We start from the raw sequence: 16,028 nt of genomic DNA on the forward strand, positions 1-16,028 counted from the left end.
GCACACCAAGTGCCCGTTTGTCGCCTTGCCGTCTTCGGCTGGAGGCGTCACAAATACCGAGGTTAGACATGTCCACCACTCCTGCGCCGGCCAATCCAAAGGTTGGCTTTGTATCCCTGGGTTGCCCCAAAGCACTGGTCGACTCCGAGCGCATCCTTACCCAGCTGCGCATGGAAGGTTATGACGTTGTGTCCACTTACGAGGACGCCGATGTCGTGGTGGTCAACACCTGCGGTTTCATCGACTCGGCCAAGGCTGAATCGCTGGAAGTGATTGGCGAAGCCATCAAGGAAAACGGCAAGGTCATCGTGACCGGCTGCATGGGCGTCGAAGAAGGCAACATTCGCAAAGTGCACCCAAGCGTGCTGGCCGTGACCGGTCCGCAGCAGTACGAGCAAGTGGTCAATGCTGTGCACGATGCCGTGCCGCCACGTCAGGATCACAACCCGCTGATCGATCTGGTGCCGCCGCAAGGCATCAAGCTGACCCCGCGCCACTACGCCTACCTGAAGATTTCCGAAGGCTGCAACCACAGCTGCAGTTTCTGCATCATCCCGTCGATGCGTGGCAAGCTGGTCAGCCGTCCGGTCGGCGACGTGCTCGACGAGGCCCAGCGCCTGGTCAAGGCCGGCGTCAAAGAGCTGTTGGTGATTTCCCAAGACACCAGCGCCTACGGCGTTGACGTGAAGTACCGCACCGGTTTCTGGAACGGCGCGCCGGTGAAAACCCGCATGACCGAACTCTGCGAAGCCCTGAGCACCCTCGGTGTCTGGGTGCGTTTGCACTACGTTTACCCGTACCCGCACGTCGACGAACTGATCCCGCTGATGGCCGCCGGGAAAATCCTGCCGTACCTGGACATCCCGTTCCAGCACGCCAGCCCGAAAGTCCTGAAAGCCATGAAACGCCCAGCCTTCGAAGACAAGACCCTGGCGCGCATCAAGAACTGGCGCGAGATCTGCCCGGACCTGATCATCCGTTCAACCTTCATCGTCGGCTTCCCCGGCGAAACCGAAGAAGACTTCCAGTACCTGCTGAACTGGCTGACCGAAGCGCAGCTCGACCGCGTCGGCTGCTTCCAGTACTCGCCAGTCGAAGGCGCACCGGCCAACCTGCTGGACGCGGCCATCGTGCCGGATGACGTCAAGCAAGACCGCTGGGATCGTTTCATGGCGCACCAGCAAGCCATCAGCTCGGCTCGCCTGCAAATGCGTGTTGGCCGTGAAATCGAAGTGCTGGTCGATGAAGTCGACGAGCAAGGCGCGGTCGGCCGCTGCTTCTTCGATGCCCCGGAAATCGACGGCAACGTGTTTATCGACAACGGTAGCAACCTGAAGCCGGGCGACAAAGTCTGGTGCAAAGTGACTGACGCCGACGAATACGACCTGTGGGCTGAACAGATCTAAACGCAAAAAATACGCAAAGCCCCGCTCTCTTGACGAGATTCGGGGCTTTTTTACGTCTATCGTTTGGAGTACGAAAGGACTCTCATCAAACGGGCAGAAGAGGCACGGCCATGCGCCAACATTCGGTCATCCACACGCCGAAACAGAGCGACTATCAAGAACTGACACAAGTCTGGGAAGCCTCGGTGCGCGCCACCCATGATTTTCTGCCTGAGAGTTACATCGAACTGCTGAAGAATCTGGTGCTGACGCGGTACCTCGACGCAGTGATGCTGATCTGCACCAAAGACTCGCGCCAGCGCATCACCGGGTTCGCCGGTGTCGCGGCGGGCAAGATTGAAATGCTCTTCATCGACCCCGCTCACCGCGGCCAGGGCCTGGGTAAACAGTTGCTGCGTTATGCCTTGGAGCACCTGAACGCCGATGAACTGGACGTCAATGAACAGAACCCGCAGGCGCTGGGGTTCTATTTCAAGCAGGGCTTCGAAGTGATCGGCCGCTCGGAAGTCGATGGCATGGGCCAACCTTATCCGCTGCTGCACATGCGCATGCGCCAAAATCAGCAACATTCGCGGCATGGCTGACACAACACCGAACACCTGTGGGAGCGGGCTTGCTCGCGAATGCGGTATGTCATTCAACAGATGTTTTGACTGATCCACCGCATTCGCGAGCAAGCCCGCTCCCACATTAAAAGCCACATGAGGTAAATGGACCCGCGATTAACCGGCGCCCAGCAGGTACAATGCCCACCCTTTTTTTGTTACGGCCCTGTCATGACTGACCCGATTCGTCTCTCCAAACGCCTCATCGAACTCGTCGGCTGTTCCCGTCGGGAGGCTGAGCTGTTCATCGAGGGCGGCTGGGTCACCGTGGACGGTGAAGTCATCGACGAGCCGCAGTTCAAGGTCGAGAACCAGAAAGTCGAGCTCGACCCGCAGGCCCAGGCCACCGCGCCAGAACCGGTGACCATCCTGTTCAACGTCGCGGCCGGCATGGACGCGGAAACCGCGATGGCGACCATCAGCGCCGAAACCCTGAGCGAAGAGCACCGCTTCAGCAAACGTCCGCTCAAGGGCCACTTCCTGCGCCTGACCGCCAGCACTGACCTGCAGGCCAACGCCAGCGGTCTGCTGGTGTTCACCCAGGACTGGAAGATCCTGCGCAAACTCACCGCCGACTCCGCGAAAATCGAGCAAGAGTATGTGGTCGAAGTTGAAGGCGAGATGGTGGCTCACGGCCTCAACCGCCTGAACCATGGCCTCACCTACAAAGGCAAGGAACTGCCGCCGGTCAAAGCCAGCTGGCAGAACGAAAACCGCCTGCGTTTTGCGATGAAGAACCCACAACCGGGCGTTATTGCCCTGTTCTGCCAGGCCGTCGGCCTGAAGGTAGTCGCCATCCGCCGCATCCGCATCGGCGGCGTGTCCATCGGCAAAGTGCCGCTGGGCCAATGGCGCTACCTGTCCGGCAAAGAGAAGTTCTAAGACTTTTCACGCCGCCACACATTCTGGTGCCGCTGCTTATGCGGCGCCCACTGCTGAATATCAGGATTGCACACCATGATTCATAACGACGTACTGCGCAGCGTGCGCTACATGCTCGACATCAGCGACAAGAAAGTCATCGAGATCATCAAGCTCGGCGGCATGGACGTGTCCCTGGAAGACCTGTTGACCTACCTCGACAAGAAAGAGGAAGACGAGGAAGGCTTCGTACGCTGCCCGGACGAAGTCATGGCGCACTTCCTCGATGGCCTGGTGATCTTCAAGCGTGGCAAGGACGAAAGCCGTCCGCCACAGCCGATCGAAGTGCCGGTGACCAACAACATCATTTTGAAAAAACTGCGTGTGGCCTTCGAACTGAAAGAAGACGACATGCACGCGATCCTCAAGGCCTCTGAGTTCCCAGTGTCCAAGCCTGAGCTGAGCGCGCTGTTCCGCAAGTTCGGCCACACCAACTACCGTCCTTGCGGCGACCAGTTGCTGCGCAACTTCCTCAAGGGCCTGACCCTGCGCGTTCGCCCGCAGCAAGCCTAACGCGCGTTGACCTGTAGGAGCCGGCTGGCTGGCGATAGCGTTTTGAAGATCGCCATCGCCAGCAAGCCGGCTCCTACAAAAGCGCTCGCAGTCCAATCTGTATAGATGTTCATTCCGCGCAAAAATAGTGGCTCCGCTTCGGGCGGCTGACGACTAGGGTGTATTGACCCTCAGCTCTCAGGATTCGCCATGCACCCGTACTTTTCCCTGCAAGGCCGCACCGCTCTGGTGACCGGCGGCACCCGTGGTATCGGCAAAATGATCGCCAAGGCCTATGTCGAGGCCGGGGCTACCGTGTACGTCTGCGCGCGGGATGCCGAAGCGTGTCGGCAGACGGCTGAAGAGTTGCGCACATTCGGCGTATGCCATGGCGTGGTCGCCAACCTGGCCACTGAAGAAGGCGTACTGCAACTGGCCACTCGGTTAGGCGAGCAGATCAGCCACCTGGATATTCTGGTGAACAACGCCGGCACCACTTGGGGCGCGCCGCTGGAAAGCTACCCGGTCAAGGGCTGGGAAAAGGTCATGCAGCTCAACGTGACGTCGGTGTTCAACTGCATTCAGCAGTTCTTGCCTCTGCTGCGCAAGGCCGGTTCAGAAGCCAATCCGGCGCGGATCATCAACATCGGCTCGGTGGCGGGGATTTCTTCCTTCGGCGAACAGGCTTATGCCTACGGGCCGAGTAAAGCGGCCCTGCATCAATTGTCGCGGATTCTGGCGCGGGAATTGGTGAGCCAGCACATCAATGTCAACGTGATTGCGCCAGGACGTTTTCCGAGCAAGATGACCCAGCACATTGGCAATGATGAACAGGCACTGGCGCAGGATACGGCGTTGATTCCGATGAAGCGCTGGGGGCGAGAGGAAGAGATGGCGGCGCTGGCGATCAGTCTGGCGAGTACGGCCGGGGCTTACATGACCGGGAATATTATTCCTCTGGATGGTGGGTTCAGCCTCTAATCCACGGCGCGACCATCGCGGATAAGCCCACTCCCACAGGGTTCTCGAGCGAACACGTATTTTGTGTACGACAGAAAACCTGTGGGCGCGTGGCTTGCCCGCGAAGAGGCCGCCCGAGCCACCACCAGACTTGAGGTCCGCCGGGTTATCATGCCCGCCCCCATCCCGCCTCGACCCCAAACCATGACCTACAGCGTTTCCCCCATCGGCTTCGTGCGCTCCTGTTTCAAGGAGAAGTTCGCCATCCCGCGCCAGCCGCAACTGGCCCCCGCCGCTCGCGGCGTGCTGGAACTGGTGGCGCCGTTCGATCAGGGCGATGCGGTGCAAGGTCTGGAACAGGTCAGCCACGTCTGGCTGCTGTTCCTGTTCCATCAGGCCCTGGAAGATAAGCCACGCCTGAAAGTCCGCCCGCCTCGCCTCGGCGGCAACAAATCCATGGGCGTGTTCGCCACCCGCGCGACGCATCGGCCCAATGGTATCGGCCAATCCGTGGTGAAGCTGGACAAGGTTGAAGCCAATCGCCTGTGGATCTCCGGTATCGACTTGCTGGATGGCACGCCGATTCTCGACATAAAACCCTACGTGCCTTATGCCGACATCATCAACACGGCGTCCAACAGCATCGCCAGCGCTGCGCCGCAACTGATTCCCGTGCAGTGGACGGATTCGGCACTGCAACAGGCTCATGGGCACGGTCAGCGTCTTGAAGAGCCACTGGTTGAGCTGATTGAACAGTGTTTGGCGCAAGATCCACGGCCGGCGTACCAAACGCCTGCGCCGGAGCGGGAATATGGCGTGCAGTTCTGGGATGTGGATGTGCGGTGGCATTATCCCGAAGCCGGAATCATCCGCGTCCTTGAAGTCATCCCGGCGAAGATTTAAACGCCAGAAACGGAAAAAGCCCGCATGACCTTTTCAAGGCATGCGGGCTTTTCTGTGCACGGCACATCTACTGTAGGAGCTGGCTTGCCAGCGATGGACGTTAACGATAACGCGCTTCTTGCTGGTTAAACGCGGTGAGCTCAAGTCCATCGCTGGCAAGCCAGCGCCTACCAGTGACCTGCGGTCACTACTTCTCGACGAACGCACGCTCGATCAGGTAATCACCCGGCTCGCGCATCCGCGGCGAAACTTTCAGGCCGAAGCTGTTCAACACTTCGCTGGTTTCGTCGAGCATGCTCGGGCTGCCGCACAGCATGGCGCGGTCGTCCTGCGGGTTGATCGGTGGCAGGCCGATGTCGCTGAACAGCTTGCCGCTGCGCATCAGGTCGGTCAGACGACCTTCGTTCTCGAACGGCTCGCGGGTCACGGTCGGGTAGTAGATCAACTTGTCACGCAGGGCCTCACCGAAGAACTCGTTCTGCGGCAGGTGCTCGGTGATGAACTCGCGGTAAGCGACTTCGTTGACGTAACGCACGCCGTGGCACAGGATCACTTTTTCGAAACGCTCGTAGGTTTCCGGGTCCTGAATGACGCTCATGAACGGCGCCAGACCGGTACCGGTGCTGAGCAGGTACAGATGTTTGCCAGGCTTCAAGTCGTCCAGCACCAGCGTGCCGGTAGGCTTCTTGCTGATGATGATCTCGTCGCCTTCCTTCAGATGCTGCAACTGGGAAGTCAGCGGGCCATCAGGCACCTTGATGCTGAAGAACTCCAGATGCTCTTCCCAGTTCGGGCTGGCAATCGAGTAAGCGCGCATGAGCGGCCGGCCGTTGGGCTGTTGCAGGCCGATCATCACGAACTGACCGTTCTCGAAGCGCAGGCCCGGATCGCGGGTGCACTTGAAGCTGAACAGAGTGTCGTTCCAGTGATGAACACTGAGGACACGCTCGTGGTTCATGTTGCTCATGTACGTGGGACTCCTGGAGATTTTGCCTGCGCCGGTGATCTGCGCAATTGCATCGCATTCTAATGGCAGCGACAATATCTGTTAAATGGATTATTAAGATAAGGGTTATCGGTTATATAGATATGCGATTTACTCTCCGTCAACTGCAAGTCTTCGTCGCCGTCGCCCAGCAGGAAAGCGTATCCCGCGCTGCGGGCCTGCTCAACCTGTCGCAATCGGCGGCGAGCACCTCGATCACCGAACTGGAGCGCCAGTCCAGCTGCCAGCTGTTCGACCGCGCCGGTAAACGGCTGAGCCTCAACGCCCTCGGCAAACAGCTGTTGCCGCAAGCGGTGGCGCTGCTCGACCAGGCCAAGGAAATCGAGGACCTGCTCAACGGCAAGTCCGGTTTCGGCTCGTTGGCGGTCGGCGCGACCCTTACCATCGGCAACTATCTGGCCACGTTGCTGATCGGCAGCTTCATGCAGCGTCACCCGGAAAGCCAGGTGAAGCTGCACGTGCAAAACACTGCCAACATCGTGCAACAAGTTGCCCACTATGAAATTGATCTGGGTCTAATCGAAGGCGACTGCAGCCATCCGGACATCGAAGTGCAGAGTTGGGTCGAGGATGAGCTGGTGGTGTTCTGTGCGCCGCAGCATCCGCTGGCCATCCGCGGCACGGCGAGCATGGAAGAATTGAGCCATGAGGCGTGGATTTTGCGTGAACAAGGCTCGGGCACACGCCTGACTTTTGATCAGGCCATGCGTCACCATCGCAGCGCGTTGAATATCCGCCTGGAGCTGGAACACACCGAAGCGATCAAGCGCGCGGTAGAGTCAGGATTGGGCATTGGCTGCATTTCGCGGCTGGCGCTGCGGGATGCGTTCCGACGCGGCAGCCTGGTGCCGGTGGAAACGCCAGATCTGGACTTGGCGCGACAGTTCTATTTCATCTGGCACAAACAGAAATATCAGACCTCGGCGATGCGCGAATTCCTCGATCTGTGCCGCGCCTTCACCGCCGGGGTGCAGCGCAGCGACGAGATCGTGCTGCCCACCATCGCTTAAAGCAGAATCACCGCCCACACCAGCGCGATCATGGTCAACGCCACCAGTTGCGCGGCGCTGCCCATGTCCTTGGCGTTCTTGGACAGCGGGTGCAGTTCAAGGGAAATGCGGTCGATGGCCGCCTCCACTGCCGAGTTGAGCAACTCGACGATCAAAGCCAACAGACAGACGGCAATCAACAGCGCCTGCTCGACGCGGCTGACGTTCAAAAAGAACGAAATCGGAATCAGGATGACATTGAGGAACACCAGTTGCCGGAAAGCCGCTTCACCGGTGAAGGCTGCGCGCAGGCCGTCCAGCGAGTAACCGGAAGCGTTGAGGATGCGTTTCAGGCCGGTCTGGCCTTTGAAAGGGGACATAAGCGTGGCAACTGACCAAAAAGGAGTGGGGAAGCTAGATCAACCAAAGTCAAAAAAGCGTGAAGACGCCAACACTTAGTGACTCGAAGTTGACTCAAGTTGTTGCAGAAGCAACGCCGCTTGAGTCCGGGTCCGCACATTCAGCTTACGGAAAATCGCCGTGACGTGGGCCTTGATCGTGGCCTCGGACACGCTCAGTTCGTAGGCAATCTGCTTGTTCAGCAGGCCTTCGCAGACCATCGTCAGCACCCGGAATTGTTGGGGAGTCAGGCTGGCAAGCCCTTCACTGGCAGCCTTCGCTTCAACGGAAACGCTGACGGCTTCGAACGCCTGAGGCGGCCAGAACACATCACCATCCAGTACTGCCCGCACGGCTTTCTGGATCACGCTCAGGTCACTCGACTTGGGAATGAAGCCGCTGGCACCGAATTCACGGGATTTGACCATGATCGAGGCTTCTTCCTGGGCCGACACCATCACCACCGGAATTTGCGGATATTGGCCACGCAGCAGCACCAGCCCGGAAAAACCGTAGGCCCCCGGCATGTTCAGGTCCAGCAACACCAGATCCCAGTCGGATTTTTCGTCGAGGCGGGTTTCCAGTTCGGCAATGCTCGCCACTTCCACCAGTCGGACGTCCGGGCCAAGGCCCAGAGTCAACGCTTGATGCAGGGCGCTGCGAAAAAGAGGGTGGTCATCGGCAATCAGGATTTCGTATGTGGCCATTTTTCAAATGATCCTGTTCTTCTAACAACTCGAGGTACAGCCACGGAGCTGCACCAACAGGGCACGTTCAACGCCAATCACGTGGCTATTCACGTAAAGAATTCGGCGTATCAAACTTTGGCCGCGCCCCAATCGGCGCCAAGCATGCCCAGCGAAACCAGGGTGGTCAAGGTGCCTGGCCGCTACAGATCTTTGCAGTATGGGCGACAATCAGCCGGTTACAGGCACGGTGTTCTGCACGAACGGCATCAACTCCGCATGTGCCGGCGTTACAACGTTCATTTCCAGCTGATGTTTAGCGTCGAGGTAATGTTGGCTGAACACGTCAAAATAAGCGTCCAGTGCCGAAGCGGCCTCAACGTCACCCGCCAGATCAAGGCACAGCGCCGCCACTTCGGCCGTGCACAAATGCTCGCTGCGAGTCGACCGGCGCAGCCGATAACGTGACAGTTTCTCGGGCAGCAGGCTCAGGATTGGCAGCGCATCGAAATTCGGACTTTTGCGGAAAATCTTCCGGGCTTCGGTCCAGGTCGCGTCCAGCAGAATGAACAGCGGTCGCTTGCTGCTATCGACTTCGACGGTGTTGGTCACGCGCTCAGGCTCGACGTACTCGCCCGGAAATACCAGATACGGTTGCCATTGCGGATCGGCGAGCAATGCCAGCAACTGCGGGTCGGTTTCCGTACGCGACCAGATGAACGCATGGTTGTCGCGCACCACATCGGCGATCAGCCAACCGGTGTTGCTCGGTTTGAACACTTCCTTGTTGGTCATGATCAGGCAAACGCCCGAGCGGGTCTCGACCTGTGGGCGCCAGGCACACAGGCAATGGCTCTCGATCACGCGACAGGCACGGCAACGCGCCGCCCTCCAGCCTCGGGCCTGAATCGGCTTGATGCCCTCCTCTTCGCGTTGATCGCGCAAGCGGGCTACGGCGTTGGGGGCGTGGTTCATCGTGGGTAACACCGGCAGACAGAAAGACTCGACACGAACGGCACTCAGGGCGATAAAGGCCCGCAGTTTACCAGAGCGGCCGGCGCAAGCCTGTACCGTCCAGACGGGCTCCCCTATAATTCGCCACCACTGAACGCACAGTCATGTGACGGGTCGAAGCACCAGTCACTGAACCAGGAGAGTTTCATGCTGCGCCTTATCGTTCCTACCGCTGCCATTCTGCTGGCGTCGTCCTTCAGCGCTCAGGCTGCGTCCTTGAGTGAGCAGAATCTCAACCGAGAGCTGCGAAACGTCGCCGCGCAGAGCAGCGTCGGCACGCCACGGGCGATCAACGAAGACATTCTCGATCAGGGCTATACCGCCGAAGGCAATGTGTTGATCAACCACCTGAGCGTGCAAAGCAGCCACGCCAACAAGATGCGCGAAGACCCCAAAGCGGTGTACTTCCAGCTTGGCGCCTCGGTATGCAGAAACGAGGGGTTCCGCAAGCTGATGAAGAAGGGTGCGGTCATGCGTTACGACTTCACCGAGGTGAAAACCAATCGCGCGGTCGGCTCCGCCAGCTTCCAGGAATCGGATTGCCCGAAAGCCACGCCGCCGGCAAAGAAAAAGTAATCAATGGGAATTGGCGCGCCGCTGTTCATCCTCGGCGCGCAGTTCGGCCAACAGCGCCTGTAAATACCGCGAGCGCCGGTCGGCTCCCTCCAGGCGCCGGCAGCACTCTTCTTCGAGACTCAAGTGATTGGTCTCGGCCGATGATTTCAATAATCGATACAGTTGCGTATCGATCTCCAGAATGACTCTGGCCATAGCATCCCGCCTCCTTGCACTTCGCCCTTGCTTGAGCGACAAAATCCTTGAACCGCTTGTACCGTGCGCCCTGCCATTGACGCAAAGCTGTCGTGTCACGCCTGTCATTTAGTAAATCAGAGTGCCGGGCACTCGGCGCAGGTTCAGACGAGCGGCGAAATCACTTTGCAAATCGTCAATAAGCGGTTGCCAGGAAAGACTTTGCAGCGCAATGATCAAGTCAGCGAAAACCAACGAGAGGGTCTAGATTCATAGTGTTCCCGTTCACTTTTCAGGGCAGAAAAGGGGCTGCCTGGTTTGCGTTTTCTGATGCGCATGTGTCCTTCATCCAAAGGAACAACAGAGCCTGTATGGAAGGAGAAGTTGATGCCTTACCAACCGAATGACCTCCTCAGCCGTCATTTCGAAGAAAGCGGCCACGACCTCATCAGCAAGGTCGAAGAGCAACTCAATCTGGTTTCACCCAACAGCCCGAACATCCCGATCTACCGCGACATGATCCTGACTGTGCTGCGTATGGCCCAGGATGATCACAACCGCTGGAATGCCAAGATCACCCTGCAAGCCCTGCGCGAACTCGAACAGGCCTTCCGTGTGCTCGAACAGTTCCGGGGGCGGCGTAAAGTCACGGTATTCGGCTCGGCCCGCACACCGATAGAACACCCGCTGTACGGCCTGGCCAGAGAACTCGGCGCCGCGCTGGCGCGCTCCGACCTGATGGTGATCACCGGTGCCGGCGGCGGCATCATGGCGGCTGCCCACGAAGGTGCCGGCCTTGAACACAGCCTGGGATTCAACATCACCCTGCCCTTCGAGCAGCACGCCAATCCCACTGTGAACGGCACCACCAACTTGCTGCCATTCCACTTTTTCTTTACCCGCAAGCTGTTCTTCGTCAAGGAGGCCGATGCGCTGGTTTTGTGCCCTGGCGGTTTCGGCACCCTCGATGAAGCGCTGGAAGTACTGACGCTGATTCAGACCGGGAAAAGCCCGCTGGTGCCGGTGGTGTTGCTGGATGCTCCGGGCGGCAAGTTCTGGCAAGGCGCACTGGACTTCATCCGCAATCAACTGGAGGAGAATCGCTACATCCTGCCGACCGATATGAAACTGGTGAGTCTGGTCTACAGCGCCGAGGAGGCGGTGGAACAGATCAATCAGTTCTACAGCAACTTCCACTCCAGCCGCTGGCTCAAGCATCAGTTCGTGATTCGCATGAACCACAAACTCAGTGACACTGCGCTGGAACACATGCAGAAGGCATTCGCCGATCTGTGCCTGAGCGATCACTTTCATCAGCATGCCTACAGCGGTGAGGAGCACGACGAACCGCAGTTCAGCCACCTCGCTCGCCTGGCCTTCACCTTTAACGCCCGTGATCATGGGCGCCTGCGGGAATTGGTGGATTACATCAACCTGCCTGAAAACTGGGCGCAGTCCAAACCCCAGGCGCAACAACGCACGCGGGAACCGTCAAAGGTTACGTGAGGCAAAAAAAAACGGCCCGCTATCAATATAGCGAGCCGTTCCAGTTAATCGTCCATCCCTCGACCGCTGAACAAGCGGCTGATCATTTCCATGGAGTAGCCCCGATAACTCAGGAACCGCCCTTGCTTGGCGCGTTCCCGGGCGTCTATCGGCAAATGCCCGGCAAACTTGCGTCGCCAGGTATCGTCCAGTTGCTCCTGCCAGTTGATACCGCTCTCGCGCAACGCAAGCTCGATGTCGCTACGTTGCAGGCCACGCTGGCTCAACTCTTCGCGAATACGCAAAGGGCCATAGCCGGATCGGGCACGGTAGGAAACAAAGCTTTCGAGGTAACGGGATTCGGACAACAGGCCCTCTTCCGTCAAGCGGTCGAGTGCTGTGTCGATCATTTCAGGAAGAGCGCCGCGCTGACGCAGCTTACGCGTCAGCTCGACTCGACCGTGCTCGCGTCGCGCGAGCAGGTCCATTGCGGTTCGCCGCACCGCGACGAGTGTATCGAGTACGGCGGTCATCGGATCAATCAGATATCAGCGTCAGCCAGGTCATCAGCAGTCTCTTTGACTGGCGATGCTTTAACGTCCGGCGCAGGGGTCAGCAGTTTGTCACGCAGCTGCTTCTCAAGTTTAGCGGCGATCTCCGGGTTGTCCGCCAGGAACTTGGCCGAGTTGGCCTTGCCCTGACCGATCTTGGTGCCTTCGTAGGCATACCAGGCACCGGACTTCTCGACGAAACCGTGCAGAACACCCAGGTCGATCATCTCACCGTTCAGATAGATGCCCTTGCCGTAAAGAATCTGGAACTCGGCCTGACGGAACGGCGAAGCCACCTTGTTCTTCACAACCTTGACGCGGGTTTCGCTACCGACGACTTCATCACCTTCTTTCACCGCGCCAGTACGGCGGATGTCCAGACGAACCGAAGCGTAGAACTTCAGCGCGTTACCACCGGTAGTGGTTTCCGGGCTGCCGAACATCACGCCGATTTTCATCCGGATCTGGTTGATGAAGATCACCAGGCAGTTGGCGTTCTTGATGTTACCGGTGATTTTACGCAGCGCCTGGGACATCAGACGGGCTTGCAGGCCCACGTGCATGTCACCCATTTCGCCTTCGATTTCAGCCTTCGGCACCAGGGCGGCTACGGAGTCGACGATGATCACGTCTACCGCGTTGGAACGCACCAGCATGTCGGTGATTTCCAGGGCCTGCTCACCGGTGTCCGGCTGGGAAACCAGCAGGTCGTCGACGTTGACGCCGAGCTTGCCGGCGTATTCAGGATCGAGGGCGTGTTCGGCGTCGACGAATGCGCAGGTCGCACCGGCTTTTTGCGCCTGGGCGATCACCGACAGTGTCAGCGTGGTTTTACCGGAGGATTCAGGACCGTAGATTTCAACGATACGGCCTTTTGGCAGACCGCCAATGCCGAGCGCGATGTCCAGACCCAGAGAGCCAGTGGAAATAGCCGGGATCGCCTGACGGTCCTGATCGCCCATACGCATTACGGCACCCTTGCCGAATTGACGTTCGATCTGACCCAGGGCCGCAGCCAAGGCTTTCTTCTTGTTGTCGTCCATTAAAGTCCTCACGTAATCAATAAGGCCTGACGGCCAACACCTGTATAAGTAGCCAGTATTATTCCACAGCGATTCAGGATCGCCTACCCCTGATTTGAGATTTCTCCAGCGGCATGGTGCAGCAGCCCCTCTAGCGCGGCCTTCACCGTTTGTCGGCGAACTTCATCGCGGTTACCGGGGAAGTGCTGCACTTCGCTGAACACCCGCTCACCCACGCCCCAGGCCAGCCAGACCGTGCCGACCGGCTTGTTCGGCGAACCGCCGTCCGGACCGGCCACACCGCTGACTGCCACGGCAAAATACGCCCGGCTTTTTTCCTGCGCGCCGCGAACCATGGCTTCGACCACTTCGCGACTGACCGCCCCCACCGTCGCGAACAACTCGACCGGGACATTCAATTGCTCGGTCTTCTGACGGTTGGAGTACGTCACATAACCGGCCTCGAACCACGCCGAACTCCCCGGGATCCGGGTGATCGCCTCGCAAATGCCGCCGCCGGTACAGGACTCGGCTGCCGTGACGTGAGCATTGAGAACCTGCAGGCGTCTGCCCAGTTCAGCGGCCAGTTGGGTGATTTCTTTCACGGTCATCTCCTGAGCGGGCGGAATGGGAACTACCGTACACGAGCGGATCACGCTTGCAAGTTACAGGATCGATCAAAATGTTAGCGACCGAGCGCTCTGATGTAGGCCTGACAGGCCTGCAACGCAATCAGTGCACGGTCGCCTGCGTCGGTGATGGCGATAATTCGTTGAGCATGCGCCGGGTCAAGTCGGGCGCGTATGGCGCCATGATCCACGCTGCCGGCGGCGGCGGTTGGCATTGCGCAGGTTGAGGCAGCGTCATGGGCATCGAGGAGGACTGACAGGCGCACATCAGCAGTGGCAAGACGATCGCGCAGGCGACCTTGATCACGTTGGGCATCGCTCAGCGCTCGGTAATGGGATTGTTCACTGGCCGAAAGCCGCTGCTCCAGCGCCAGCCGTTTATCTTGCTCGGCCTGCTGTCGAGTAGCGGCCACCGCTGTCAGTTGATTCAGCGTCTCGGCCTGCGCCCTGGCTTGTTCCGCCAATTGCCGCCCGTAACGCTCCTCCTGAAATCGCCAGGCCAGCGTCGCCGAACCGCCGGCCAACACGGCCAGTAACACAACAGCGCCAATGACTCGCCAGGACGCGGGCATCAAACCGAAGGCTGGCATAACACCGCCCTCGCCCGCGCCCAGAGCTGCAAACGATCCTGCAACCCGTTCAGGCCACCGTTGATCCGACGGGTGATGCTGTTGAACTGGCCGCGGTCGGCCAGTTCGTTGAGGCCGTTTTGCGCCCAGAACCACGCGGCGGATTCAGCGGCCCATTGCGGCTGTTCGAGCAGCTCCGGCGAGGCCAGCAATCGCTCGTCGCCGAACAATCCGAGGCTGCATTGTCGGTAGTTATGACGGCCAGTCACCTGGATGAGCCCACGTCCCCGGTACCTTTGCCCGTCGCCATCGAGCGCGGGTGTATTGCCCAGACGAGCAGCCAAAGTGCCGGTGTCGTATTTGCTCAAATACTGATCACCGCCGAGTTCGCGCACGTAGTGCAACTGCCCGGATTCGTGACCGACTTGCGCCAGGAAAGCCGCGCTGCGTTTGGGCGTGTTGATGTCATGGCCGTCCATGGCGCTATTGAGGGCAGAAATGAAAACGCCCGCTTGGCTGCGGGCGTTGGGAAATATTTGCTGTAGTTGCAGGACAGTCAGCGGCATGAGTGATGTTCCGTTCGCCATTGATCCGGCGCCAGTGTGTTTGATTGCGTTATTGCGTGGCGTCCAGACAGGTCGCATCGATCACACAGCGATAGCTTTGATATTTGTCACCGCTGGCAGTGACCTTTTTGATGGACCAGTGCCCGCGCATGAAGTCTGGCCAGGAAGGGTCGAGCAGCAAGACTCCTTCGGCGGACAGCGCCGGATTACCCGGGCAGCTGATTTTCAACTTGAGATTTTCACGCAGTAATTTGCGCACTTCACCCTCACCGATGTCTCTGGCCTCCGCTTCATTCTGGTAGAGCCGGCCTATGACCTTGAACGGCGCGCTACCGGTTTCAATCACCCGTACCACCCCGGCTGCCGCGTCCCACCAACTCGTCCTGCAACCCTGGTTTTTTGCCCGGGCGGTGTCATCGAGCGTGGCGGAGATGAAGGCGCGATCGCCCGGACGATTGTCAGTGGTCACCGACAGTTTCACCTGCGGCAAGGCCTTGCCCGACAGCGAGTTGAGCTGACCGGGGAGCGCCAGCACATACAGCTTATTCATCGGTTTGGCGATTGCCTGGTACCTGCCGGCGAGGCGAGTCAAAAACGCCATGTCGCTTTCGTTGGACTGATCGATGTGATCGATTTTTTTCAGTGCCAGTTGGGGCGCCACTCGTGGCGAAAAACCGTGCCGTTCAGCGATCTCGCGAAACAGCGCACCCAGAACGGTCGGACCATGACTGGCCGATCGACGCTCCAGGAACCCGGTCTTGTCCGCGGCACTGAACGGTGTCGCAGTGGCCACCAGCGTCAAGCGCAGCGGGAACAGCGTCGGCGTCAGGCGAGACACCATGAACTCGCCCTTGTCCACCAGCCTCGACTCCTCGTAACCGACCTGCAGGCCAATCTTGCCACCCAGGATCGGCAGCCCCTCAAGCCCTTCCAGATCGAGCGTCAACGTCAATTGATCGGACTCGATACCAGCGGTCTCAATGTGCTCCCAGCTGATCAGGCGCTTCTTGATCAAAGCCTCATTAGCCCCAGAAATCTGTATCGCTGGCGTAAAACCCAATGCCATGGAACCTCC

General features: G+C 59.0%; 20 protein-coding genes. 9 read left to right on the forward strand and 11 right to left on the reverse strand.

Annotated elements, in window-relative coordinates:
• Positions 1-68: 68 nt before the first annotated feature.
• The 6 genes from rimO to tsaA all read left to right on the forward strand — a co-directional run bounded on the left by rimO (position 69) and on the right by tsaA (position 5,287).
• Positions 69-1,406: a 30S ribosomal protein S12 methylthiotransferase RimO gene (rimO, locus tag ACI77H_RS12515; RefSeq protein ID WP_010462684.1), complete on the forward strand. Its 1,338-nt coding sequence runs from the start codon at positions 69-71 to the stop codon at positions 1,404-1,406.
• 110 nt (positions 1,407-1,516) lie between these two features.
• Entirely contained in the window at positions 1,517-1,990 is a 474-nt protein-coding gene (locus ACI77H_RS12520; RefSeq protein ID WP_407012184.1) for an acetyltransferase, read from the forward strand.
• A gap of 192 nt (positions 1,991-2,182) precedes the next feature.
• Positions 2,183-2,893: an rRNA pseudouridine synthase gene (locus tag ACI77H_RS12525; RefSeq protein WP_150630761.1), complete on the forward strand. Its 711-nt coding sequence runs from the start codon at positions 2,183-2,185 to the stop codon at positions 2,891-2,893.
• A 75-nt stretch (positions 2,894-2,968) separates the two neighbouring features.
• Positions 2,969-3,445, forward strand: coding sequence for a DUF1456 family protein (locus tag ACI77H_RS12530; RefSeq protein WP_407012185.1), 477 nt, complete (start codon positions 2,969-2,971; stop codon positions 3,443-3,445).
• 189 nt (positions 3,446-3,634) lie between these two features.
• The gene (locus ACI77H_RS12535; protein ID WP_407012186.1) at positions 3,635-4,405 is read left to right on the forward strand and encodes an SDR family oxidoreductase; all 771 of its coding nucleotides are present in this window, start codon (positions 3,635-3,637) and stop codon (positions 4,403-4,405) included.
• Positions 4,406-4,588: 183 nt separating this feature from the next.
• Positions 4,589-5,287, forward strand: a complete 699-nt coding sequence (gene tsaA, locus ACI77H_RS12540) for a tRNA (N6-threonylcarbamoyladenosine(37)-N6)-methyltransferase TrmO (RefSeq protein WP_407012187.1) — start codon at positions 4,589-4,591, stop codon at positions 5,285-5,287.
• 187 nt (positions 5,288-5,474) lie between these two features.
• On the opposite strand, the gene fpr is transcribed toward tsaA, so the two are convergent.
• Positions 5,475-6,254 carry a ferredoxin-NADP reductase gene (gene fpr, locus ACI77H_RS12545; RefSeq protein WP_003443014.1) on the reverse strand — a complete coding sequence of 260 codons (780 nt, stop codon included), beginning with the start codon at positions 6,252-6,254 and terminating at the stop codon, positions 5,475-5,477.
• 122 nt (positions 6,255-6,376) lie between these two features.
• Here fpr and ACI77H_RS12550 point away from each other — a divergent pair, with 122 nt between their 5' ends.
• Positions 6,377-7,303 carry a LysR family transcriptional regulator gene (locus ACI77H_RS12550; protein ID WP_407012188.1) on the forward strand — a complete coding sequence of 309 codons (927 nt, stop codon included), beginning with the start codon at positions 6,377-6,379 and terminating at the stop codon, positions 7,301-7,303.
• Here the strand turns inward: ACI77H_RS12550 and ACI77H_RS12555 are convergent.
• From ACI77H_RS12555 to ACI77H_RS12565, 3 genes are all read right to left on the reverse strand, one after another.
• Positions 7,300-7,662, reverse strand: a complete 363-nt coding sequence (locus ACI77H_RS12555; RefSeq protein ID WP_407012189.1) for a diacylglycerol kinase — start codon at positions 7,660-7,662, stop codon at positions 7,300-7,302. The two genes, ACI77H_RS12550 and ACI77H_RS12555, sit on opposite strands and share 4 nt — an antisense overlap.
• Positions 7,663-7,737: 75 nt before the next feature.
• Entirely contained in the window at positions 7,738-8,388 is a 651-nt protein-coding gene (erdR, locus tag ACI77H_RS12560) for a response regulator transcription factor ErdR (protein WP_407012190.1), read from the reverse strand.
• A 210-nt stretch (positions 8,389-8,598) separates the two neighbouring features.
• Positions 8,599-9,342 carry a tRNA-uridine aminocarboxypropyltransferase gene (locus tag ACI77H_RS12565; protein WP_407012191.1) on the reverse strand — a complete coding sequence of 248 codons (744 nt, stop codon included), beginning with the start codon at positions 9,340-9,342 and terminating at the stop codon, positions 8,599-8,601.
• A gap of 186 nt (positions 9,343-9,528) precedes the next feature.
• On the opposite strand from ACI77H_RS12565, the gene ACI77H_RS12570 reads away from it, so the two are divergent.
• Entirely contained in the window at positions 9,529-9,957 is a 429-nt protein-coding gene (locus ACI77H_RS12570; protein WP_407012192.1) for a PA3611 family quorum-sensing-regulated virulence factor, read from the forward strand.
• Here the strand turns inward: ACI77H_RS12570 and ACI77H_RS12575 are convergent, their stop codons facing one another.
• Positions 9,958-10,152, reverse strand: a complete 195-nt coding sequence (locus ACI77H_RS12575) for a hypothetical protein (protein WP_407012193.1) — start codon at positions 10,150-10,152, stop codon at positions 9,958-9,960.
• Between the two features lie 366 nt (positions 10,153-10,518).
• Between ACI77H_RS12575 and ACI77H_RS12580 the strand changes: the two genes are divergently transcribed.
• Positions 10,519-11,637: a TIGR00730 family Rossman fold protein gene (locus ACI77H_RS12580; RefSeq protein ID WP_407012194.1), complete on the forward strand. Its 1,119-nt coding sequence runs from the start codon at positions 10,519-10,521 to the stop codon at positions 11,635-11,637.
• A 44-nt stretch (positions 11,638-11,681) separates the two neighbouring features.
• Here the strand turns inward: ACI77H_RS12580 and recX are convergent, their stop codons facing one another.
• The 6 genes from recX to ACI77H_RS12610 all read right to left on the reverse strand — a co-directional run bounded on the left by recX (position 11,682) and on the right by ACI77H_RS12610 (position 16,019).
• Complete coding sequence (recX, locus tag ACI77H_RS12585; RefSeq protein WP_150630771.1) at positions 11,682-12,149, reverse strand: recombination regulator RecX; 468 nt, start codon at positions 12,147-12,149, stop codon at positions 11,682-11,684.
• Between the two features lie 8 nt (positions 12,150-12,157).
• Entirely contained in the window at positions 12,158-13,210 is a 1,053-nt protein-coding gene (recA, locus tag ACI77H_RS12590) for a recombinase RecA (RefSeq protein ID WP_007907270.1), read from the reverse strand.
• An 83-nt stretch (positions 13,211-13,293) separates the two neighbouring features.
• The gene (locus tag ACI77H_RS12595; protein WP_407012195.1) at positions 13,294-13,794 is read right to left on the reverse strand and encodes a CinA family protein; all 501 of its coding nucleotides are present in this window, start codon (positions 13,792-13,794) and stop codon (positions 13,294-13,296) included.
• Positions 13,795-13,874: 80 nt separating this feature from the next.
• On the reverse strand, positions 13,875-14,408 hold the full coding sequence (locus ACI77H_RS12600; RefSeq protein WP_407012196.1) for a lysis protein: 534 nt from the start codon (positions 14,406-14,408) through the stop codon (positions 13,875-13,877).
• Positions 14,390-14,953 carry a glycoside hydrolase family 19 protein gene (locus ACI77H_RS12605; RefSeq protein WP_407012197.1) on the reverse strand — a complete coding sequence of 188 codons (564 nt, stop codon included), beginning with the start codon at positions 14,951-14,953 and terminating at the stop codon, positions 14,390-14,392. Before ACI77H_RS12605 ends, ACI77H_RS12600 begins: the two co-directional genes overlap by 19 nt.
• 49 nt (positions 14,954-15,002) lie before the next feature.
• Positions 15,003-16,019, reverse strand: a complete 1,017-nt coding sequence (locus ACI77H_RS12610; protein ID WP_407012198.1) for a phage late control D family protein — start codon at positions 16,017-16,019, stop codon at positions 15,003-15,005.
• Between the last annotated feature and the right edge of the window lie 9 nt (positions 16,020-16,028).

This window comes from Pseudomonas sp. O230 (assembly GCF_045447035.1).
Lineage (GTDB): Bacteria > Pseudomonadota > Gammaproteobacteria > Pseudomonadales > Pseudomonadaceae > Aquipseudomonas.

What these genes read in the sequence shown, in the direction of transcription:
- rimO (WP_010462684.1), top strand. Translation starts at nt 69, where the DNA reads ATGTCCACCACTCCTGCGCCGGCCAATCCAAAGGTTGGCTTTGTATCC.
- ACI77H_RS12520 (WP_407012184.1), top strand. Translation starts at nt 1,517, where the DNA reads ATGCGCCAACATTCGGTCATCCACACGCCGAAACAGAGCGACTATCAA.
- ACI77H_RS12525 (WP_150630761.1), top strand. Translation starts at nt 2,183, where the DNA reads ATGACTGACCCGATTCGTCTCTCCAAACGCCTCATCGAACTCGTCGGC.
- ACI77H_RS12530 (WP_407012185.1), top strand. Translation starts at nt 2,969, where the DNA reads ATGATTCATAACGACGTACTGCGCAGCGTGCGCTACATGCTCGACATC.
- ACI77H_RS12535 (WP_407012186.1), top strand. Translation starts at nt 3,635, where the DNA reads ATGCACCCGTACTTTTCCCTGCAAGGCCGCACCGCTCTGGTGACCGGC.
- tsaA (WP_407012187.1), top strand. Translation starts at nt 4,589, where the DNA reads ATGACCTACAGCGTTTCCCCCATCGGCTTCGTGCGCTCCTGTTTCAAG.
- fpr (WP_003443014.1), bottom strand. Translation starts at nt 6,254, where the DNA reads ATGAGCAACATGAACCACGAGCGTGTCCTCAGTGTTCATCACTGGAAC.
- ACI77H_RS12550 (WP_407012188.1), top strand. Translation starts at nt 6,377, where the DNA reads ATGCGATTTACTCTCCGTCAACTGCAAGTCTTCGTCGCCGTCGCCCAG.
- ACI77H_RS12555 (WP_407012189.1), bottom strand. Translation starts at nt 7,662, where the DNA reads ATGTCCCCTTTCAAAGGCCAGACCGGCCTGAAACGCATCCTCAACGCT.
- erdR (WP_407012190.1), bottom strand. Translation starts at nt 8,388, where the DNA reads ATGGCCACATACGAAATCCTGATTGCCGATGACCACCCTCTTTTTCGC.
- ACI77H_RS12565 (WP_407012191.1), bottom strand. Translation starts at nt 9,342, where the DNA reads ATGAACCACGCCCCCAACGCCGTAGCCCGCTTGCGCGATCAACGCGAA.
- ACI77H_RS12570 (WP_407012192.1), top strand. Translation starts at nt 9,529, where the DNA reads ATGCTGCGCCTTATCGTTCCTACCGCTGCCATTCTGCTGGCGTCGTCC.
- ACI77H_RS12575 (WP_407012193.1), bottom strand. Translation starts at nt 10,152, where the DNA reads ATGGCCAGAGTCATTCTGGAGATCGATACGCAACTGTATCGATTATTG.
- ACI77H_RS12580 (WP_407012194.1), top strand. Translation starts at nt 10,519, where the DNA reads ATGCCTTACCAACCGAATGACCTCCTCAGCCGTCATTTCGAAGAAAGC.
- recX (WP_150630771.1), bottom strand. Translation starts at nt 12,149, where the DNA reads ATGACCGCCGTACTCGATACACTCGTCGCGGTGCGGCGAACCGCAATG.
- recA (WP_007907270.1), bottom strand. Translation starts at nt 13,210, where the DNA reads ATGGACGACAACAAGAAGAAAGCCTTGGCTGCGGCCCTGGGTCAGATC.
- ACI77H_RS12600 (WP_407012196.1), bottom strand. Translation starts at nt 14,408, where the DNA reads ATGCCAGCCTTCGGTTTGATGCCCGCGTCCTGGCGAGTCATTGGCGCT.
- ACI77H_RS12605 (WP_407012197.1), bottom strand. Translation starts at nt 14,953, where the DNA reads ATGCCGCTGACTGTCCTGCAACTACAGCAAATATTTCCCAACGCCCGC.
- ACI77H_RS12610 (WP_407012198.1), bottom strand. Translation starts at nt 16,019, where the DNA reads ATGGCATTGGGTTTTACGCCAGCGATACAGATTTCTGGGGCTAATGAG.